23 protein-coding genes are annotated in these 19,239 nt (G+C 72.9%); 13 read left to right on the top strand and 10 right to left on the bottom strand.

All coding sequences use genetic code 11. From position 1 onward, the window contains the following. Positions 1 to 12: 12 nt before the first annotated feature. Complete coding sequence (locus tag AB0873_RS13985; protein ID WP_366600077.1) at positions 13 to 423, top strand: HIT family protein; 411 nt, start codon at positions 13 to 15, stop codon at positions 421 to 423. Positions 424 to 490: 67 nt separating this feature from the next. Here AB0873_RS13985 and AB0873_RS13990 read toward each other — a convergent pair whose 3' ends face one another. From AB0873_RS13990 to AB0873_RS14000, 3 genes are read right to left on the bottom strand one after another with little or no spacing between them, the layout of a single operon-like run. Continuing rightward, positions 491 to 1,081 (bottom strand): GNAT family N-acetyltransferase, encoded by a 591-nt coding sequence (locus AB0873_RS13990; RefSeq protein ID WP_366600078.1) that lies wholly within the window; start codon positions 1,079 to 1,081, stop codon positions 491 to 493. Beyond that, complete coding sequence (locus tag AB0873_RS13995; RefSeq protein WP_366600079.1) at positions 1,078 to 1,266, bottom strand: DUF397 domain-containing protein; 189 nt, start codon at positions 1,264 to 1,266, stop codon at positions 1,078 to 1,080. The genes AB0873_RS13990 and AB0873_RS13995 overlap by 4 nt, the downstream gene beginning before the upstream one ends. Next, positions 1,257 to 1,445 carry a Scr1 family TA system antitoxin-like transcriptional regulator gene (locus AB0873_RS14000; RefSeq protein ID WP_366600080.1) on the bottom strand — a complete coding sequence of 63 codons (189 nt, stop codon included), beginning with the start codon at positions 1,443 to 1,445 and terminating at the stop codon, positions 1,257 to 1,259. Before AB0873_RS14000 ends, AB0873_RS13995 begins: the two co-directional genes overlap by 10 nt. Positions 1,446 to 1,467: 22 nt before the next feature. On the opposite strand from AB0873_RS14000, the gene AB0873_RS14005 reads away from it, so the two are divergent. From AB0873_RS14005 to msrA, 3 genes are all read left to right on the top strand, one after another. Further along, complete coding sequence (locus AB0873_RS14005; RefSeq protein ID WP_366600173.1) at positions 1,468 to 1,680, top strand: Fic family protein; 213 nt, start codon at positions 1,468 to 1,470, stop codon at positions 1,678 to 1,680. A 38-nt stretch (positions 1,681 to 1,718) separates the two neighbouring features. Next, positions 1,719 to 1,916, top strand: a complete 198-nt coding sequence (locus tag AB0873_RS14010; protein ID WP_366600081.1) for a hypothetical protein — start codon at positions 1,719 to 1,721, stop codon at positions 1,914 to 1,916. 75 nt (positions 1,917 to 1,991) lie between these two features. Continuing rightward, positions 1,992 to 2,654 (top strand): peptide-methionine (S)-S-oxide reductase MsrA, encoded by a 663-nt coding sequence (gene msrA, locus AB0873_RS14015; RefSeq protein WP_366600083.1) that lies wholly within the window; start codon positions 1,992 to 1,994, stop codon positions 2,652 to 2,654. Between the two features lie 131 nt (positions 2,655 to 2,785). Here msrA and AB0873_RS14020 read toward each other — a convergent pair whose 3' ends face one another. Beyond that, the gene (locus AB0873_RS14020; RefSeq protein WP_366600084.1) at positions 2,786 to 3,112 is read right to left on the bottom strand and encodes a hypothetical protein; all 327 of its coding nucleotides are present in this window, start codon (positions 3,110 to 3,112) and stop codon (positions 2,786 to 2,788) included. A gap of 439 nt (positions 3,113 to 3,551) precedes the next feature. Between AB0873_RS14020 and AB0873_RS14025 the strand changes: the two genes are divergently transcribed. Genes AB0873_RS14025 through AB0873_RS14035 form a run of 3 tightly spaced genes read left to right on the top strand, consistent with a single transcriptional unit; the run spans position 3,552 to position 8,355 of the window. Next, positions 3,552 to 5,336: an N-acetylglutaminylglutamine amidotransferase gene (locus tag AB0873_RS14025; protein WP_366600085.1), complete on the top strand. Its 1,785-nt coding sequence runs from the start codon at positions 3,552 to 3,554 to the stop codon at positions 5,334 to 5,336. Positions 5,337 to 5,338: 2 nt separating this feature from the next. After that, a complete protein-coding gene (gene ngg / locus AB0873_RS14030) occupies positions 5,339 to 7,165 on the top strand; it encodes an N-acetylglutaminylglutamine synthetase (protein ID WP_366600086.1) in 1,827 nt (608 codons plus the stop codon). Then, positions 7,162 to 8,355 carry an osmoprotectant NAGGN system M42 family peptidase gene (locus AB0873_RS14035; protein WP_366600087.1) on the top strand — a complete coding sequence of 398 codons (1,194 nt, stop codon included), beginning with the start codon at positions 7,162 to 7,164 and terminating at the stop codon, positions 8,353 to 8,355. The genes ngg and AB0873_RS14035 overlap by 4 nt, the downstream gene beginning before the upstream one ends. On the opposite strand, the gene AB0873_RS14040 is transcribed toward AB0873_RS14035, so the two are convergent. Together AB0873_RS14040 and AB0873_RS14045 are read right to left on the bottom strand one after the other, a co-directional pair. Beyond that, complete coding sequence (locus AB0873_RS14040) at positions 8,295 to 8,999, bottom strand: hypothetical protein (protein ID WP_366600088.1); 705 nt, start codon at positions 8,997 to 8,999, stop codon at positions 8,295 to 8,297. The two genes, AB0873_RS14035 and AB0873_RS14040, sit on opposite strands and share 61 nt — an antisense overlap. A 101-nt stretch (positions 9,000 to 9,100) precedes the next feature. Next, positions 9,101 to 9,406 (bottom strand): hypothetical protein, encoded by a 306-nt coding sequence (locus tag AB0873_RS14045; RefSeq protein ID WP_366600089.1) that lies wholly within the window; start codon positions 9,404 to 9,406, stop codon positions 9,101 to 9,103. A gap of 401 nt (positions 9,407 to 9,807) precedes the next feature. Here AB0873_RS14045 and AB0873_RS14050 point away from each other — a divergent pair, with 401 nt between their 5' ends. The 3 genes from AB0873_RS14050 to AB0873_RS14060 all read left to right on the top strand — a co-directional run bounded on the left by AB0873_RS14050 (position 9,808) and on the right by AB0873_RS14060 (position 12,320). After that, positions 9,808 to 10,737: a ribonuclease Z gene (locus AB0873_RS14050; protein ID WP_366600174.1), complete on the top strand. Its 930-nt coding sequence runs from the start codon at positions 9,808 to 9,810 to the stop codon at positions 10,735 to 10,737. Continuing rightward, positions 10,734 to 11,243 (top strand): GNAT family N-acetyltransferase, encoded by a 510-nt coding sequence (locus AB0873_RS14055; protein WP_366600090.1) that lies wholly within the window; start codon positions 10,734 to 10,736, stop codon positions 11,241 to 11,243. The genes AB0873_RS14050 and AB0873_RS14055 overlap by 4 nt, the downstream gene beginning before the upstream one ends. Positions 11,244 to 11,363: 120 nt before the next feature. After that, on the top strand, positions 11,364 to 12,320 hold the full coding sequence (locus AB0873_RS14060) for a trypsin-like peptidase domain-containing protein (RefSeq protein ID WP_366600091.1): 957 nt from the start codon (positions 11,364 to 11,366) through the stop codon (positions 12,318 to 12,320). A 65-nt stretch (positions 12,321 to 12,385) separates the two neighbouring features. Here AB0873_RS14060 and AB0873_RS14065 read toward each other — a convergent pair whose 3' ends face one another. Beyond that, the gene (locus AB0873_RS14065; RefSeq protein WP_366600092.1) at positions 12,386 to 13,756 is read right to left on the bottom strand and encodes a cystathionine beta-synthase; all 1,371 of its coding nucleotides are present in this window, start codon (positions 13,754 to 13,756) and stop codon (positions 12,386 to 12,388) included. Between the two features lie 77 nt (positions 13,757 to 13,833). Further along, the gene (locus AB0873_RS14070) at positions 13,834 to 14,190 is read right to left on the bottom strand and encodes a YkvA family protein (RefSeq protein WP_366600093.1); all 357 of its coding nucleotides are present in this window, start codon (positions 14,188 to 14,190) and stop codon (positions 13,834 to 13,836) included. 151 nt (positions 14,191 to 14,341) lie between these two features. Between AB0873_RS14070 and AB0873_RS14075 the strand changes: the two genes are divergently transcribed. The 3 genes from AB0873_RS14075 to AB0873_RS14085 all read left to right on the top strand — a co-directional run bounded on the left by AB0873_RS14075 (position 14,342) and on the right by AB0873_RS14085 (position 17,606). Beyond that, the gene (locus AB0873_RS14075; RefSeq protein WP_366600094.1) at positions 14,342 to 15,394 is read left to right on the top strand and encodes an SGNH/GDSL hydrolase family protein; all 1,053 of its coding nucleotides are present in this window, start codon (positions 14,342 to 14,344) and stop codon (positions 15,392 to 15,394) included. A gap of 34 nt (positions 15,395 to 15,428) precedes the next feature. Next, entirely contained in the window at positions 15,429 to 16,232 is an 804-nt protein-coding gene (locus AB0873_RS14080) for an SGNH/GDSL hydrolase family protein (RefSeq protein ID WP_366600096.1), read from the top strand. 111 nt (positions 16,233 to 16,343) lie between these two features. Further along, complete coding sequence (locus AB0873_RS14085) at positions 16,344 to 17,606, top strand: acetyl-CoA C-acetyltransferase (RefSeq protein WP_366600097.1); 1,263 nt, start codon at positions 16,344 to 16,346, stop codon at positions 17,604 to 17,606. 188 nt (positions 17,607 to 17,794) lie between these two features. Here the strand turns inward: AB0873_RS14085 and AB0873_RS14090 are convergent, their stop codons facing one another. Together AB0873_RS14090 and AB0873_RS14095 are read right to left on the bottom strand one after the other, a co-directional pair. After that, positions 17,795 to 18,121 carry a hypothetical protein gene (locus AB0873_RS14090; RefSeq protein WP_366600098.1) on the bottom strand — a complete coding sequence of 109 codons (327 nt, stop codon included), beginning with the start codon at positions 18,119 to 18,121 and terminating at the stop codon, positions 17,795 to 17,797. A gap of 206 nt (positions 18,122 to 18,327) precedes the next feature. Further along, positions 18,328 to 19,143: a Bax inhibitor-1/YccA family protein gene (locus AB0873_RS14095; protein ID WP_366600100.1), complete on the bottom strand. Its 816-nt coding sequence runs from the start codon at positions 19,141 to 19,143 to the stop codon at positions 18,328 to 18,330. Between the last annotated feature and the right edge of the window lie 96 nt (positions 19,144 to 19,239).

The raw sequence follows: 19,239 nt of genomic DNA on the forward strand, positions 1-19,239 counted from the left end.
TAGCCTGTGGCGATGGCGGGGTGCGTGTTCTGCGGGATCGTGGCGGGCGAAGTGCCGGCGTTCCGGGTCGTCGACGAGGCGGACGGCGTGGCGTTCCTGGACACCCGGCCGGTGTTCAAGGGGCACGTGCTCGTGGTGCCGCGTACCCACCTCGTCACGCTGGCCGACCTGCCGCCCGGGGCTCTGGCCGGCTACTTCGGGCTGGTGCGGCGGCTCGCGATCGCGGTCGAGGCCGGCCTGGGTGCCGGTGGCACGTTCGTGGCGATGAACAACAAGGTTTCCCAGTCCGTGCCGCACCTGCACACCCACGTGGTGCCCAGGACGAAGGGCGACGGCCTGCGCGGCTTCTTCTGGCCCCGCACGCGCTACGCGAACGACGACGACGCGACCGCCTACGCCGACCGCATCCGCGCGGCGCTCTGAGCGGACTGGACCGGGCGAGTTCTTGGAAGATTTCGGCCCCTCCAGGGGCCGTTTCCTTCCGGGATTTTCAGATGGGGCGCTCGTATCGCGAGATCCAGAGGTTCGGGATGACCTCTTCGTCCCCGATCACGGTGAACCCGAGCGACTCGTAGAGGCGGCGGGCCGGCTGGTTGGCCCGGCCGGTGGCGACGAGGACGCGACGGGCACCGGCTCGGGCCAGCACGGCGCCGACCAGAGCGCGCCCGACGCCGCGCCGGTGCGCGGCCGGGTCGACCACCAGGCGGTCGATGTCCACGGTCGCGTCGTCCTCGGTCCAGGCGATCGCGCCAGCCAGTCGAGGCGCACCGGTATTCACGCTGGCACCGTCGCCCGGCAGGTCGGCGGCCGAGGCGGGAGGCTCGGCACCGGGTTGCACGCCGGGGGCGTCGTCGGGCAGGTCGGCGGCGAACGCGGCGAGCCAGCGCAGGGGCGCCGCGCGCAGGTCGGTCACCGTCTCGTGCAGCGGCGGGATGCGGTCGTCGCCGATCAGGGCGGCCTCGACGGCGTACGCGGCGTGCTGCACCGCGAGCACCGACCGGGCCAACGCCTCGTCGGCGTCGGGCCGAATCTCGATGATCGTCGGCTGGCCCGGGGCGGTGGAGAGGGGCGGAACGGTCACCGGGTGGGCGGAGTGGCGACGAAGGCGCGCCAGGCGGCGGGCGGGAAGGTCAGCACGGGACCCTGCCGGTCCTTGCTGTCCCGCACGGCGACGACCCCGGGCAGGTTGCCGGCGACCTCGACGCAGTTGCCGGAGTTGCCGCTGCTGCGCGTGCTCTTCACCCGGACCGCCCCGGTCAGGTCCATGCCTGTGCCGCCTCCTCGATCAGCTCGGTGCTCTGCCGGGCGGACAGCGCCTCGGCGCGCACCGACTCCCAGGTCCGCAGCAGCGATAGTACGTCCGGGCCGCGCGAGACCACGTGCCCCTGGAGCTGGTTGTCCAGATAGGCCACATCACCCGCTGTCCGGGCGGCATCGCCGCCCACCAGTGCAGAAAGTAGTGACTCGATCACCCGCACGGGAACGGTCGCGACCCGCACAACCAGCGATGCGGGGCAGACACCGAGCCCCGCCCGCGGAGATGCACAGCCGGAGCCAGATTTGTTCGTTCTGGCCGTCGTTCATCACCGCTTCGAGGTCGTTCATCCCTTTCTGGACGGCGACGGACGCGCAGGCCGGCTTGTCCGGACCGTGGCGACCCGGGCCCTCTTGGCGAGTTGATTGCCCGTGGCGTCACGACGAACATCTACCGCTTCCTGATGCCGGCCGTGGCCGAGCCGGCACAACTCGTCCCGTTGCCGGCTCTCACGTCGCCGGACCTGTCGGAGGCCGCGCTGCGTGTCGCTGCCAACCGGGGGCGCTTGCGGGCGGTGAAGGGAGACGACGGCGCCTGGCGGAGCAGCAGGAGCTGGGTGGACGAGTACGCACAGACGCGATGGCGGCGCAACCGCGCCTGACAGTGGGTGGGACGGGTAAGGAATACGGGTCTGCCGGCGTTGCAGGCTGCGAAGGGTACGAGAGGAGTCCCCACCGTGTTCCTGCGCCGCATGAAGGCCGAGATGATCACCCCGGAGCAGGCCCTGCCCGGCCGCCTGATCGCGATGCCCGTCGCCGACCGCCACGAGGTGCTCGGCACCCCGTTGAAGCCCCCGTTCCCCGAGGGGTCGCGGGTCGCCGTGTTCGGGATGGGCTGTTTCTGGGGCGCCGAGCGCCTGTTCTGGACGCTGCCCGGCGTGTTCACCACCTCCGCCGGTTACGCGGGCGGCTACACGCCGAACCCGACGTACGAGGAGGTCTGCTCGGGCCGTACCGGCCACGCCGAGGTCGTCCAGGTCGTGTACGACCCGGAGCTGATCACGAACGAGGACCTGCTCAAGGTCTTCTGGGAGAACCACGACCCGACCCAGGGCATGCGCCAGGGCAACGACGTGGGCACCCAGTACCGGTCGGCGATCTACGCGACCACCGACGAGCAGCTCGCCACCGCCCAGGCGTCCCGGGACGCGTTCGCGCCGATCGTGGCCCGCGCGGGCAAGGGCGAGATCACCACGGAGATCCGCCGGCTCGGTGACTACTACCTGGCCGAGGACTACCACCAGCAGTACCTCGCCCCGACCAAGAACCCGAACGGCTACTGCAACCATGGCCCCAACGGGCTGAGCTGCCCGGTCGGCATCGCCCGCACCGCCGGCTGACGCGGAGGAGGCCCCGGCTCAGCCGGGGCCTCCTGACCTTGATCGTGACGACCGCACCTCCGGCCACGGTGGGCACCGCGAGGTGTCCGGGACGCTGGCGCACGGGCTGGTTGATGCCCGACACTCGCGCCCTAGCGCGGGACGGGCAGCGACCGTCCCAGCTCCAGGTCCACCTTGACGTCGTTGATGCAGACAGAGATCGGGATGGACTCTTCCACCTCGTTCTCCTGTTCGATGGTCTGGTCAACGTCGACCGCGACCTCGCTGTCCTCGATGAAGTTCTTCTCGAAGACGCTGGCGGCGAGCGCTTCGTTGGACTGCACGATGTTGCCGCAGACGTTGCTGTCCGACGAGTCCTCGCCGTCGTAGGCCATTGCGGCCGTGGGCGTACCGAGCAGCAGGGCGGCACCGCCCAGTGCGGCCGCGCCGGCGAGCTTGATCACGAACCTCTTCGACATGTTTCCTCTCCCTTCCGGACGGCTCGGGAAGATGAGCCACGCCAAACGTAAGGAGGATTCATGTTCTCTCGCGCCAGTTTCCGGGTTTCTGCGGCAAACCGGCTTGCAGATGATAAGTGTAGTTTTTTCGGCTTTGGGCCGACCGGCCCTTAGGCGACCCATCTGGGCAACTCGCGCCGCCGGGTGGGAGGCATCCCGAATCGGGCGACGCCGTGGCCGACGCCGAAACAATCGACCAGCCGCACCGGAGGTGCGGTGATTATCACAGCCAGCGGGCGCTCGAGATCCGCCCAGGGTGACGGCCCCCGACACGAACCGCCACGGTCCCCCGCCCACCGTCACGCTCTGCGACCGAGGGGCGCGAATCCTAGCAACCCTTTACACGACCGTCATCATCTCAACAGGCGAATCGCAACATCCTCTGGCAGCATGGGCCGGCATGTGCGGACTTGCGGGAGAGTTCCGTCGTGACGGTTCGCGTGCCGATGTCGGCGCGGTGGAGCGCATGGCGGCCACGATGAGTGACCGAGGGCCGGACGACAGTGGCGTGTGGGCGCAGGGGCCGACCGCCCTGGGGCACCGCCGCCTGAAGATCATCGACCTGTCCGCCGCGAGCGGGCAGCCTCTCGTCGACGCCGCCGCCGGGCTCACCGGCGTCTTCAACGGCTGCATCTACAACTACCGGGAGCTGCGCGCCGAGCTCCAGGCCAAGGGGCACCGGTTCTTCTCCTCAGGCGACAGCGAGGTCGTGCTCAAGGCGTACGCCGAGTGGGGCCTGGACTTCGTCGACCACCTGATCGGCATGTTCGCCGTCGCGATCAGCGAGCGGGACACCGGCCGGCTGGTGCTGGCCCGGGACCGGCTCGGCATCAAGCCGCTGTACGTGGCCGAGTCGCCGGGCGTCGTACGCTTCGCCAGCACCCTGCCCGCGCTGCTGGCCGGCGGCGGGGTCGACACCTCCATCGACCCGGTCGCGCTCGCGCACTACCTGAGCTTCCACAGCATCGTGCCGCCGCCGCGGACCATCCTGCGCGGGGTGGCCAAGCTGCCCCCGGCCACCATCCGGGTCTACCAGCCGGACGGCCGTACGCACGAGCGGATCTACTGGAACCCGTCGTTCACCCGGAACGCCGACCACGCCGGCTGGTCCGAAAAGGACTGGCAGGACGCCCTGCTGGAGTCGCTGACCACCGCCGTACGCCGGCGGATGGTCGCCGACGTGCCGGTCGGCGTGCTGCTCTCCGGCGGCCTGGACTCCAGCCTGGTGGTGGCCCTGCTCGCCGGCGAGGGCCAGCGGGGGCTGTCCACGTTCTCCATCGGCTTCGACGCCGTGGGCGGCCGGGAGGGCGACGAGTTCCGCTACTCCGACCTGGTGGCGAAGACGTTCGACACCGACCACCACCAGATCAAGGTGCCGACCGGCGACCTGGTGCCGCCGCTGGAGGCGGCCGTCGCCGCGATGAGCGAGCCGATGGTCAGCCACGACTGCGTGGCGTTCTACCTGCTCAGCCAGGAGGTCGCCCGGCACGTCAAGGTCGTGCAGTCCGGCCAGGGCGCGGACGAGATCCTGGGCGGCTACCACTGGTACCCGCCGCTGGCCCGGGTGGCCCGGGAGGACGCGCTCGACACGTACGCGAGGGCGTTCTTCGACCGGGACGCGGCCGGGCTGGCCCGCGTACTCAACCCCGGGTGGCTGGCCGACGGCGACCCGGCGCGGGAGTTCGTGGCCGCACACCTGGCGCGGGCGGGCGCGGAGACCGCGGTCGACGCCGGCCTGCGCATCGACACCCAGGTGATGCTGACCGACGACCCGGTGAAGCGGGTCGACAACATGACCATGGCGCACGGGCTGGAGGCCCGGGTGCCGTTTCTGGACCACGAGTTCGTGGAGCTCGCCGCGAGCTGCCCGCCGGAGCTCAAGCTGGCGCAGGGCGGCAAGGGCGTACTCAAGGAGATCGGCCGCCGGGTCCTCCCGCACGAGGTCATCGACCGGCCGAAGGGCTACTTCCCCGTCCCCGGCCTCACCCACCTGGAGGGCAAGCTCCTCGACCGGGTACGCGACGCCCTCACCGCACCGGCGGCCCGCCGCCGCGACCTGTACCGCGCCGACTACGTCGACGCGCTGCTCGCCGACCCGAACGCCGAACTGACCCCGTTGAACGGAAACAAGCTGTGGCAACTCGGACTCCTGGAAATGTGGCTCCAGAGCCACGGAATCGACTGACCGTGTCGGACACCCTCGCCACCGGGGTGGCCCTCGCGGACCAGGTGCGCGGCCGGAGCCGGCGGTACGAGCGGGTCGGGCCGGGCGGCGACCCGGTGGCGGCGAACGCCGGTCCGGCCGAGGACGGCACCGACGGCGGGCGCGCCGACGGCGTGGTGCTGGACTGCGGCTGGGGCCGGCTGGTCTTCGGCCAGACGTTCACCGACCAGGCCGCCGTCGCCGACGTGCTGCGCTCGGAGGCGGCCGGCGCCCGGGACATCTGCATCTACCTGCGCGACCCGCACGTGCTGGTCTCCCGACTGCCGGACGAGCTGTTCATCGACCCGTCGCTGACCTACCGGCTGCCGCTGGACGGCGGGCCGCCCGACGCCCCCGAGATCCCCGGGCTGCGGATCCGGCCGCTGCGCGACGCGGACGACGCCGACGACGTCAACCGGATCTACGCGGCCAACAGCATGGTCACCGCCCCGGTGAAGGTGCTGGTCGCCAACGCGGACGACGACCGCTTCCTGCACCTCGTCGCCGAGGACGCGGCCGGCGAGATCGTCGGCACCATCACCGGCGTCGACCACGTGGCGGTCTTCGACGACCCGGACGACGGCGCCAGCCTGTGGTGCCTGACCGTGGACTTCAACGCCGCGCCGCCGGGCACCGGCCAGGCGCTGATCACCGAGCTGGCGGCCCGGCTGGTCGAGCGGGGCCGGGCGTACGTCGACCTGTCCGTGCTCGCCGAGAACGCCGGGGCGATCCGGCTCTACGAGCGGATCGGCTTCTACCGGACCACCACGCTCTGCGTGAAGCGGAAGAACCCGATCAACGAGCGCCTCTTCCTGCCCGCCATGCCCGAGGGGTACGACCGGCTCAACCCGTACGCGAAGATCGTCGCAGACGAGGCGATGCGCCGCGGCATCCGGGTCGAGGTGACCGACCCGGCCTGGGGCGAGCTGCGGCTGAGCAGCGGCGGCCGGACCATCCTCACCCGCGAGTCGCTGTCCGAGCTGACCTCGGCCGTGGCGATGAGCCGCTGCGACGACAAGCGCGTCACCCGGCGGATCCTCGCCCGGTCCGGGCTCTCGGTGCCGCGCGGCCGGACCGCCGTCGGTGGCCAGGCCGACGCGGCGTTCCTCGCCGAGGTGGGCCAGGTGGTCGTCAAGCCGGCCCGAGGCGAGCAGGGCAACGGCATCACGGTCGGGGTGACGACGCCCGAGGCGCTGCGGACCGCCGTCGAGCTGGCCACCCGGTTCTGCCCCGAGGTGCTGCTGGAAGAGCTGTGCACGGGCGAGGACCTGCGGGTCGTGGTGATCGACCACGAGGTGGTGGCCGCGGCGGTACGCCGGCCGGCGTCGATCACCGGCGACGGGGTGCACGACATCGCCGAGCTGATCGAGCGGCAGAGCCGCCGCCGGGCGGCCGCGACCGGCGGCGAGTCCCGCATCCCGCTGGACGACATGACCCGCGAGGTGGTGGCCGAGGCCGGGTACGGCCTCGACGACGTGCTGCCGGAGGGGCAGGTGCTCGCCGTCCGGCGCACCGCCAACCTGCACACCGGCGGCACGATCCACGACGTCACCGCCGAACTGCACCCGGCGATCGCCGAGGCGTGCGTGACCGCGAGCCGGGCACTGGACATCCCGGTGACCGGGCTGGACCTGCTGGTGCCCGCTCCGGACCGACCCGAGCACGTCTTCATCGAAGCCAACGAGCGCCCGGGCCTGGCCAACCACGAACCGCAGCCGACCGCCGAGCGCTTCGTCGACCTGCTCTTCCCCGGCACCCGGGCCCCTCAACGACTGTGGTCCCCGGCAGGTGCGGCAAGCTCAGGGGCATGACCGCGAACAAGCCCGCTCCGCTCCCCCTCGACCTCGACTACCTGCGCCAGGTGCTGCTGGAGCTGCTGGAGATCCCCAGCCCGTCGGGGCGTACCGACCACGTGCAGCAGTACGTGGGCGAACGGCTGGCGGCGCTCGGGATCCCGTCGACGCTGACCCGGCGCGGCGCGCTCAGCGCCTGCCTGCCCGGTCCCCGTACCACGGGGGCGGACCGGGCGGTCGTGGTGCACACGGACACCATCGGCGGCATGGTGAAGCGGCTCAAGGAGAACGGCCGGCTGGAGCTGAAGCCGATCGGTACGCACAGCGCCCGGTTCGCCGAGGGTGCCCACGTCCGGATCTTCACCGACGACCTGGACCGGGTGATCACCGGGCAGGTGCTCCCGCTGAAGGCGAGCGGCCACCGCTACAACGAGGCCGTCGACTCCCAGGGCATCGGCTGGGAACTGGTCGAGGTGCGGGTCGACGAGCCGGTCGACGACATCGCCGGCCTGCGCGCGCTGGGCATCGACGCGGGCGACTTCGTGGCGCTGCTGCCCAACCCGCAGATCACCCCGTCCGGGTACGTGAAGTCCCGGCACCTCGACGACAAGGCCGGGGTCGCGGCCGTGCTGACCGCGTGCAAGGCGATGGTCGACGCGGGCGTCACCCCGGCGGTCACCGCCCACCTGCTGATCACGGTGACCGAGGAGATCGGCCACGGCGCCTCGCACGGCCTGGACCCCGACGTGGCGGAGATCGTCTCGGTGGACGCCGCCGTGGTGGCCCCCGGTCAGCAGTCCCGGGAGGACGCGGCGACGCTGGCCATGGGCGACGGGGTGGGCCCGTTCGACTACCACCTCACCCGCAACCTGGCGTCGATCGCCCGCGAGCACGGCGTCGACCTGGTCCGTGACGTGTTCGACTACTACCGCTCGGACGTGGCGGCGGCCGTCGAGGCGGGCGCCCACGCTCGGGTGGCGCTGCTCGGCTTCGGGGTGGACGCCACCCACGGCCACGAACGCACCCACCTGGACGGGCTGCGTCACCTGACCCAGTTGCTCTGCCTCTACCTCCAGAGCGACCTGGTCTTCCCGGAGTGGGACGCGGAACCGGCCGGCGACCTCGCGGACTTCCCGTCGCTGGCCGTTCAGCCCGCCAACGAGGAGGGCCCGCGTGAGGGTCCCATCGGGATCACCGCCGCCTCCTGATCGGGGCCGGCCGGCGCACCGAACACCCGCAGGGCGACGTCCCCCGCAGCCGTCGCGGCGAGCAACGCGAGTACGGTCTCGCCCAGCGTGCCGTACCACCGGTCCGGCAGCAGGTCGCCGCTGACCAGGCCCACCCAGAGGAACGCGGCCACAACGTTCTCCGCCAGGCGCCACACCGGCCACCGGCGCTGCTTGGCCGGCTCGGTACGGCCCGGGGCGAGCGCATGACCCAGGTAGACCACCACGATGATCCACGAGTACGGCGAGGTGACGGTCCGCTCCACGGCGGGCGCCCAGCCGGCACTCCACAGCCGGGCACCGAGAATCAGCAGGCCGACCAGCACCGGCAGCCCCACCAGCACGACGAGCAGCGGGAACCGGGGTGAGCCGGGTGGCCGGGGCGGCACCGGTGCGCCGCCCCGGCCGGCCCGCCGCGCCAGCACGGCCTGGCGGAGCCAGCGGGAGGTCCGAACGATCAGGCTGACGAGGAGGGCGGCCGCCAGGATCTCGGCCAGCAGCGTCGGGAAGTCGTCGTCCATGCCGTTCCCACCCCGCCACTCGTCGATGGCGACGAACAGCGCGAAGGTGGCGGCGAACCTCGCGACCTCGCGCAGCCAATCCCGCCGGCCATCGTCGTCGCTCATCCCCCGGATCCTGCCCTACCGGAGCAAGTAGGGGCAGCCTGCGATTCGGTGCCGCGCTGGGGCGGGGCGGCCGGTGCCGGCTCGGCCCGGCACCCGCCGGCTCACGGTCGAGGAGGGCCGGCTGACGCTGCGGCTGGCCGCGCCGCATCCCGAGCGCGTTCGCCCGGTTCCGGCGACCCGGCGGACAGCCGGTCGAGCACCGGTGGCGCGGCCACACTGGCCAGGCCGATCACGAGGACCAGCGCGACCTCCTCGGCCCACTCCGGCTCGGCGGCCCCGCCGATCCAGCGCGCGAGCATCGACAGCACGGCCACCGCGGCGGCCCAGCCGCCCCAGCCGAGGACCGCCCTGCGGCGCCCACCCGGCGTCCGTCGCCGCGGTCCGGCTCCCGCCTCGCTCGTCGCCATGAGCCGATGATGACCCGCGACCAGCCGATACACAGGCGTTTCCGGATGACGGGCAGCTGGCCGGGCGGTGAACACCGGGCCGGCATTCCCGGTGGTGCCTGTGATCGAAATCCGTTGCCCGGCCGCCGGGCTCTGGATAGCGTGGCGGTACACGGGAAAGGAGGTGGTCCAGACTTGTATAGCAATCGGACTCGTGAGGTGGCTGTCCGCTAGCCGCTGTCCTCGACAGTGATCCCGTCCGCCCCGCGAGGGGTGGGCACAGGCAAAATCGTCGAGACCGTGTGGCAGCGGTGCGGCGAATCCACGACAGCCACCCGACCCCCGGGGTGCCGGCCCAGTCCAGCCGGCCCGCGCGCGAGCGCGGAAGCCCCGGGGGTCGTTTCATCTCCGGGGAGATCACCGTGTCGATGCGCGAGCTGGTGGTGCTCGGGACGGCCAGCCAGGCGCCGACCCGGACGCGCAACCACAACGGGTACGTGCTGCGCTGGGACGACGAGGTGATCCTGTTCGACCCCGGCGAGGGCAGCCAGCGGCAACTGGTGCAGAGCACGGTCACCGCCACCGACCTGACCCGGATCTGCGTCACCCACTTCCACGGCGACCACTGCCTGGGGCTGCCCGGCATGATCCAGCGCCTCTCCCTCGACCGGGTGCCGCACCGGGTGGCCGTGCACTTCCCGGCCGGCGGCGCCGAGTACTTCAACCGGCTGCGACACGCGTCGAGCTTCTACGAGACCGCGGAGCTGGCCGTCGAACCGATCGACGCCGACGGTCAGCGGATCGCCCTGCACGGCGGCACGCTGGAGGCGCGCCGGCTGCGGCACCCCATCGAGACGTACGGCTACCGGCTGGTCGAGCCGGACGGGTGCCGGATGATGCCCGAGAAGCTGTCCGCGTACGGCATCGCCGGCCCGGCCGTCGGTGAGCTGCTCCGCGTCGGTCACCAGGACGTCGACGGGCGTCGCGTCACCCGGGACGAGGTGAGCGTCCCCCGGCCGGGGCAGCGGTTCGCCTTCGTGATGGACACCGGCCTCTGCGACGGGGTGTACGCCCTGGCAGAGCACGCCGACCTGCTGGTCATCGAGTCGACGTTCCTGGAGTCGGAGTCCGCGCTCGCCGCCGAGGTCGGCCACCTCACGGCGGCGCAGGCCGCGCGGGTGGCCAGCGAGTGCGGGGTACGCCGGCTCGTGCTCACCCACTTCTCCCAGCGGTACGCGGACGCGAACCGCTTCGCCGACGAGGCCCGCAAGCACTTCGACGGCGACCTGGTGATCGCCGAGGACCTGACGACCGTGCCGGTCCCGCCCCGGCGGGTAGCCTCGGCCGGGTGACGATCACGCTCCGTCCGGCGACCGCCGGTGACCTGATGGCGGTGGGTGCGCTGCACCAGCGGTCCCGGGTCGCCGCGTACTCGTCGTTCCTGCCGCCCGAGTCCCTGGCCGCGCCCACCGGCGAGGAGATGGGGCGGTACTGGGCCGAGCGGTGGGGCTGGGAGCGGGACAGCCACCGGATGACGCTCGCCGAGCGGGACGGCGAGCTGGCCGGCTTCAGCTACGTCGGCCCCGACGACGAGGGCGACCCCGCCACCGGCCTGTTGTACGCACTCCATTTGGAGCCGGCGGAGCAGGGACGCGGCGTGGGACGCGAGCTGATGGTCGACGCGTTGGCCGCGATGCGGGCGCGCGGCTGGGTGCACGCCGCGCTCTGGGTGCTGCGCGAGAACGCGCACGCACGGCGCTTCTACGAGCGGGGCGGCTGGGTGGAGACCGGCACGGAACGCGAGGACCTGATCGGGTCCGCTCGGACGCCGCAACTCCGCTACACGCGCGAGGTGTAAGGAAGGGCCCCTTCGTAACGTCTGCGGTAGAGGAGGGGTCCCTTATTAACACCTGAGGGCGCGGCGTTCGCTCTGAGCGGATCGGGGCATGGGCGTCGATCCGGCGGCGTTGGCAGCGGTATGGACACCGATCGCACCGCCTCCGGCTCGGCCGAGGAGGCCGCGCTGGACGCGTACTCCCAGGTCGTCACGACCGTCGCGGCGCGCGTGCTGCCCAGCGTGGCCGCCCTGTCGGTGCGGACCGCCCGCGGCGGCGGCGCCGGCTCCGCCGTCACCGTCGGCACGGACGGACTGCTGCTGACCAGCGCCCACGTGGTGCAGGGCACGCTGGACGGCTCGGCGACGTTCGGCGACGGCACCGAGAAGCGGTTCCGCGTCGTGGGTGCCGACCCGCTCTCCGACCTCGCGGTGCTGCGCGTCGAGGAGGCCACCGTGCCGCCGGTCGAGCTGGGCGACGCCGACGGGCTGCGCATCGGCCAGCTCGTCGTGGCCGTCGGCAACCCGATGGGGCTGGCCGGCTCGGTCACCGCCGGGGTCGTCTCCGGGCTCGGCCGGTCGCTGCCGGCGCGGGACGGCCGGGTCACCCGCCTCATCGAGGACGTCATCCAGACCGACGCGGCGCTCAACCCGGGCAACTCCGGCGGCGCGCTCGCCGACTCCGCCGGCCGGGTGGTCGGGGTGAACACCGCGGTCGCCGGGTACGGGCTGGGCCTGGCCGTGCCCATCAACGCCACCACCCGGCAGATCATCGGCGACCTCACGGCCCACGGGCGGGTACGCCGGGCCTGGCTGGGCGTGGCGAGCGTGCCGGTGCCGCTGCCACCGGAGATCGCCGTACGCACCGGCCAGCGGCGCGGCCTGCGGGTGGTGGAGGTGGTGCCGGGCAGCCCCGCCGGGGTGGCCGGCATCTACCTGGGCGACGTGATCCTCTCGGCCGGCGGCCGGCCGGTCAGCGACGGCCAGGGGCTGCAACGGCTGATGCTGGGCGACGCGATCGGCAGCCGACTGCCGGTGACCGTGCTCCGCAAGGGCGCCCTGGTGGACGTGGTGGCGGTGCCCACCGAGCTGAATCGCTGACCGCCGGCGTTGAGAAGGGCCCCTTGTTCTACGCCAGGCGTTAACAAGGGGCCCTTCCTTACAGCTCAGCGGGCGCCGAGGTGGGCGAGCAGGTCCTGGCGGGTGAGGACACCCCTGGGCTTGCCGTCGACCAGCACCAGGGCCGCGTCGGACTTCTCCAGCAGCGCCACCGCCTCGCTGACCGGCTGACCGCCGCCGATCATCGGCAGCGGGTCGGCCATGTGCCGCTCGATGGTGTCGTGCAGGTGGGCCTGCCCGGTGAAGAGCGCGTCGAGCAGGTCCTTCTCCGCGATCGAGCCGGCCACCTCGCCGGTCACCACCGGCGGCTCCGCCTTCAGCACCGGCAGCTGGGAGACGCCGTACTCGCGCATGTAGTCGATCGCGTCCCGGACCGTCTCGGTCGGGTGCACGTGCACCAGCTCGGGCAGAGCCCCCGGCTTGGCGGCGAGCGCGTCGGCCACCGTCGGCTCCGAGCCCGAGTTGTCCAGGAAGCCGTACCGGGCCATCCAGGCGTCATTGAAGATCTTGGACAGGTAGCCCCGGCCGCCGTCCGGCAGCAGCACCACGACCACGTCGTCCGGGCCGGCCTTGCGGGCCACCTCCAGCGCGGCGACGACCGCCATGCCGCACGAGCCGCCGACCAGCAGCCCCTCCTCGCGGGCCAGGCGGCGGGTCAGCTCGAACGACGCCTTGTCGGAGACCTCGATGATCTCGTCGGCGACACCCCGGTCGTACGTCTCCGGCCAGAAGTCCTCGCCGACGCCCTCGACCAGGTACGGGCGGCCGGTGCCACCGGAGTAGACCGAGCCCTCCGGGTCCGCGCCGACGATCCGGACCCGCCCCTCGGACGCCTCCTTCAGGTAGCGGCCGATGCCGGAGATCGTGCCGCCGGTGCCGACGCCCGCGACGAAGTGGGTGATCCGGCCCTCGGTCTGCTTCCACAGCTCCGGCCCGGTGGTCTCGTAGTGCGAGCGGGGGTTCGCCGGGTTCGCGTACTGGTTGGGCTTCCAGGCGCCGGGGATCTCCCGGGCCAGCCGGTCGGACACGTTGTAGTAGGAACGCGGGTCCTCCGGAGCGACGGCGGTCGGGCAGACCACGACCTCGGCCCCGTACGCGCGCAGCACGTCCTGCTTGTCCTGGCTGACCTTGTCCGGGCAGACGAACACGCACCGGTAGCCCTTGAGCTGGGCCACCAGCGCCAGCCCGACGCCGGTGTTGCCGCTGGTCGGCTCGACGATCGTGCCGCCCGGCTTGAGGATGCCCGCCTTCTCGGCGTCCTCCACCATGCGGAGGGCGATCCGGTCCTTGACCGACCCGCCGGGGTTCAGGTACTCCACCTTCGCCAGGACGGTCGCCTGGATGCCCTCGGTGACGTTGCGCAGCCGTACCAGCGGGGTGTTGCCGATCAACTCGACGACGTTGTCGTAGTACTGCACCTGGTTGTGCCCTTCTCCTCCGGCGCCGCCGGGTGGGCGGCCGGGCAGACGAATACTCGCGCCCAGCCTACGTGCCGTCAGCCGACCACCTCGCCCGGGACGACGGACGAGCGGCGCTTCTCCCACTCCAGGAACCGCTCGGTCTCCGCGAGCACGCTGCCGGCCAGCCAGGTGACCATGACCGCGTCGTCGGCCAGCCCGAAGATCGCCAACGGGATCTCCGGCAGCAGGTCGACCGGCGAGACGATGTACGCCGTAGCCGCCGTCATCAGGGCCAGCCGCAGGCCGCCGTCGTACTCCCCGCGGGCCGTCGCCCGGATCATCCGGGGCAGCGCGGCCAGCCGGGCCCCGAGTGACGGCCCACCCCGGGCCCCGACCATCAGCGCACGGGCCAGCGCGGTGAACGCCGCCCGCCGTTGCAGTGTCTTCCCCATCTCGTCGCTCCCTCCCGCACGCCAGCGTGCCGCCCCGGCGCAACCCGGGCGGCGGTCGTGGGAACAGGTACCCGGACACGTCGATTTCCAGGCACCCGGCGTGCCGTGACGGCGACAGCGGCGTGTCGCAAGGTCGCGATAATGTCGGTGCATGGGGGTCGCTGGTTCCGTCGTTCCGGCCGGTCCGCGCTGGCGCAACGTCCAGCGCGTCGCCCGGCTGGTCGCGCTCGGCACGGGCGCGACCGCGGCGGCCGCCGTCGCCACCGGCGGGGTGCTCATCGGCCAGGCCCGGCAGGCCCGCCGCACCATTCCGATGGCCGAGGCCCCGCCGCCGCGCTGCGACGGGATGTACGGCGCCAAGCTGCCCGGCCCGGCGATCACCATGGTCGTCCTCGGCGACTCCTCCGCCGCCGGGTACGGCGTGCACCGCCGCCGCGAGACGCCGGGCTCGCTGCTCGCCACCGGCCTGTCCCGGCGGCTGCAACGGCCGGTCCGGTTGCACCGGTTCGCCGTGGTCGGCGCTCTCTCCGCCGGGCTGCGGCACCAGGTCGAGGCCGCACTGGACTGCCACCCCGACATCGCCGTGATCCTGGTCGGCGGCAACGACGTCACCAACCGCACCCCGCCCGCGCTCGCCGTGCGCTACCTGGTCGAGGCGGTCACCGCGCTGCGCGCCGCCGGCTGCGAGGTGGTCGTCGGCACCTGCCCGGACCTCGGCGCGATCCGGCCCATCCAGCCGCCGCTGCGCTGGCTGGCCCGCCGGTGGAGCCGGCAGCTCGCCGCCGCCCAGACGGTGGCCGTGGTCGAGGCCGGCGGCTGGACGGTCTCCCTCGGTGACCTGCTCGGTCCCCGGTTCGTCGCCGAGCCGGGCCGGATGTTCGCCTGGGACCGGTTCCACCCGTCCGCCGAGGGGTACGCCGTGGCCGCCGCCGCGCTGCTGCCGACGCTTCTCTCCGCCCTGGGCGCCGGTCAGGAACGCAGGGCTGCGCCGACCCGGGGTGAGGGCGTACGGTCGCTGCCGGAGGCCGCCCAGGAGGCGGCGCGGCACGCGGGGACCGAGGTCAGCGGCGCCCAGGTCCGGGGGCGCGACCGCGGCCCGGCCGGCCGGTGGGCGCAGCTTCGCCGACGGGCCTTGTTCGGTGTCGGCGCCGTGCCACAACCCGGCCCGGCCGCGGACTCACCCACAGTGGAGGGACTGGCATGACCGAGCGAATCGTCGCCCCCCGGCCGGTGTCGTCGTGACCGGCCACCTCCTCCCGTCGCGCCTCGCCGGCCGGTTGGGCCGCGCGGCGGCGTTCTCGCTGGCGGCGGGGGCGGTGGGCGGCGCAGCCGTCCTGGCCGGTCAGGCCTTCGCCGCGCGGCACCGCCCGTACGCTGAGCCGGAGCTCGGCCTGGCCCTGCGGGCCACGATCGGGCGGGTCGGCGCGCCGCCGTTGCGGCTCGTGCTGCTCGGTGACTCGTCGGCGCTCGGCGTCGGCGTCGACCGGCTCGAGGACACCATCGGCGGCCAGCTGGCCAACCTGCTCGCCGAGGGCCCGACCGGGCGGCTCGTGCACCTGTCCAGCGTGGGTGTCTCCGGTTCCCGCTCGACGGACCTGGCCACGCAGGTCGCCCGGGCGCTGCTCGGCGAACGTCCCGACGTGGCGGTGATCCTCATCGGTGCCAACGACGCGACCACGATGCGCCGGCCGACCGACGCCGCCGCGTACCTCGGGGCGGCCGTGCACCGGCTCCGCGAGGCCCGCGTGGAGGTCGTCGTGGGCACCTGCCCCGACCTCGGCGCGGTCCGCGCGATCGCGCCGCCGCTGCGGCACCTGGTCGGCTGGTCGGGGCGGCGGGTCGCCCGGGCGCAGATCGTCGCGGTGCTGGACGCTGGCGGTACGGTGGTCGACCTGGCGACCGAGACCGGGCCGGTCTTCCGGGCCGACGCCGGCACCCTCTGTCACGACGGGTTCCACCCGTCCGCCGACGGCTACCGGGTGTGGGCCCACGCCCTGCTCCCGGCGGTCGCGGCCGCCGCCGCGGTCGCCACCCGTCACTGACCCGGAGCGGCCCGCGCCGCGCGCCGGAACGACGTCGGCCGCGCGCGGGGTGACATTTCCCGCCGCCCGCGCGGCTTCCGCCCGATGTTACTGGCGGGTTAACGTGGGTTCATGCCGACTGAGTCGTCTCGCGACGCCGTCATCGTCGCCACCGCCCGCTCCCCCATCGGCCGGGCGCACAAGGGGTCCCTGCGCGACGTCCGCCCGGACGACCTCGCCGCGACCATCGTGCAGGCCGCCCTCGACAAGATCCCCCAGCTCGACCCGACCGAGATCGACGACCTCTACCTGGGGTGCGGTCTGCCCGGCGGTGAGCAGGGCTTCAACATGGCCCGCGTGGTCGCCACCCTGATGGGGCTGGACGGCCTGCCCGGCGCCACCCTGACCCGCTACTGCGCGTCCTCGCTCCAGACCACCCGGATGGCGATGCACGCGATCCGGGCGGGCGAGGGGGACGTCTTCATCTCCGCCGGCGTCGAGACCGTCTCCCGGTACGCCCGGGGAAGCTCCGACGGCCTGCCCCCGGAGGCGCAGGCGCTGGTCGGCGGCGGCTGGGAGAACCCGCGCTTCGCCGCCGCGCAGCAGCGCTCGAAGGCCCGCGCGCAGGGCGGCGCCGAGGTGTGGACCGACCCGCGCGAGTCCGGCGAGCTGCCGGACATCTACCTGACCATGGGGCAGACCGCGGAGAACCTGGCCCAGGTGTACGACGTGACCCGCGCCGACATGGACGAGTTCGGCGTACGCAGCCAGAACCTCGCCGAGAAGGCGATCGCCGACGGCTTCTGGGCCCGCGAGATCACCCCCGTCACCACGCCGGACGGCACCGTGGTCAGCATCGACGACGGCCCCCGCCCGGGTGTCACCCTGGAAGCCGTCTCCGGCCTGAAGCCGGTCTTCCGTCCCGACGGCCGGATCACCGCCGGCAACTGCTGCCCGCTCAACGACGGCGCCGCCGCCGTGGTCGTCATGAGCGCCCAGCGGGCGAGGGACCTCGGGATCACCCCGCTGGCCCGGATCGTCTCCACCGGCGTCACCGCGCTCTCCCCCGAGATCATGGGCCTGGGCCCGGTCGAGGCGTCGAAGCAGGCCCTCAAGCGGGCCGGCATGACCATCGACGACGTCGACCTGGTCGAGATCAACGAGGCGTTCGCCGCGCAGGTGATCCCCTCGTACCGGCAGCTGGGCATCCCGGTCGAGAAGCTGAACGTGATGGGCGGCGCGATCGCCGTCGGCCACCCGTTCGGCATGACCGGCGCCCGGATCACCGGCACGCTGCTCAACGCGCTGGAGTGGCACGACAAGAGCATCGGCCTGGAGACCATGTGCGTCGGGGGCGGCCAGGGGATGGCCATGGTCCTCGAGCGCCTGAGCTGACCGACCCGCGTCCGGCCCGCCGACCCGCCCGGGTCGGCGGGCCGTCGCGTCGAAAGGCGCGGCGCACCGGGCCGGCCGGACGGCACGGCGAGCAGCAAGTCGTCGACGAGTAGCCGCGCTCCCCGGCTGCCGGCTCGACGGGCATCCACTCCGCGTGGGGCGGGTAGCGGCGGCGCGGCCGGCTCGGGTCAGAGCGCGGTACGGGTCGCGGCCACCTCGTCGACGGCCCGGGCCAGTGTCTCGGCGGAGGGGCGGGCGGCGACGAGATCCGCGGCGACCACCCGGAGCTGGTCCGGCAGGACCAGGTCGTTGGCGAGGCGGGGCACCGTGCGGCGGGAGCCGCCCTCGGCGTCCGCGGCGAGGTTCGCGATCTCCTGCACCAGCCGGTGCACCAGATCAGCCCGGGAGACATTCCCGCCGGCGGCCACGGCAGCCCACCGCGGCTGCTGCCAGTGCCCCACCTGCCGTACGAGCAGCTCGACGGCCCGCGTCAGCCGCTCCTCCGGATCACCCACCCGGCGGAGTCTACGCCCCCACTCCTACCGCGATCTTGCACCTTCCAGGCCCCAATTCGTCCGGTCCGGGCGCCGCTGCCCCGGCGGAAAGCGCGAGATCGCGAAGAGCGGCAGGGACGGCGGCGAGGCGAGACCCGGCGGGAACGGCGACGCCCGGCCCCGCTCCGCGGAGCGGGGCCGGGCGTCGCCGTCAGCGCGGCGGGCGGTCAGTCGTCGCCCTGGAAGTAGCTGAGCAGGCGCAGGATCTCGATGTAGAGCCAGACGAGGCTCACCAGGATGCCGAACGCGGCGACCCAGGAGTAGCGCTGCGGCAGGCCCATCCGGACACCGTCCTCGACCTCCTTGAAGCTCAGCACGAAACTGAGCGCGGCGACGACGATGACGACCAGGCTGAAGCCGATCGCCAGCGGGCTGCCGTCCCGCAGGCCGGTGTTGATGCCGAAGAGCGACAGCACGAGGTTGATCATGATGACCGCGAACAGGCCGGCCATCACCGCGATCATGCCCTTGACGAACTTCGGCGTAGCGCGGATGACCTTGGCCTTGTAGAGCATGGCCATCAGGAAGAAGACGCCGAACGTGGCGACGACCGCCTGGAGGACGATGCCGTCGTACAGGGACTCGAAGAACTTGCTGACCGCACCGACGAGGACGCCCTCCACGACGGCGTACGCGACGACCAGCGCCGGGTTCGCCATCCGGGAGAACGAGATGATCAGGCCGAGCACCAGGCCGACCATCGCGGCGCCGATCCACGCAGCACCGAGCAGCTGGTTCGGAATCAGCGCCCACGCGGCCGCGGCGGAGACGCCGAGGATGCCGAGCAGGGTGACGGTCTTCACGACCACGTCGTCGACCGACATGGTGTTGGCGGTGGGCGGCGCGGCCGGGTAACCGGCCTCCGTCGGGTACTGCTGGGGATAGCCGGGCTGCCCGTAGGGCCCGGTCGGGGCGTACCCGGCGGCGCGCTCACGCTCGGCCGCCTGGCCGAGCCGGGCGAGCACCGGGTTCGAGGTCTTCACTGTCTGGCCTCCCTCAGGGGGTCGTTGCACGTCAACGTGCAGACTCAAGGATAGACGGCCCCGCCATCCCGTGGAGATCGCAAAGCTGAGCGATGA

It is taken from the genome of Micromonospora sp. NPDC047707 (assembly GCF_040704235.1).
Classification (GTDB): Bacteria; Actinomycetota; Actinomycetes; order Mycobacteriales; family Micromonosporaceae; genus Micromonospora.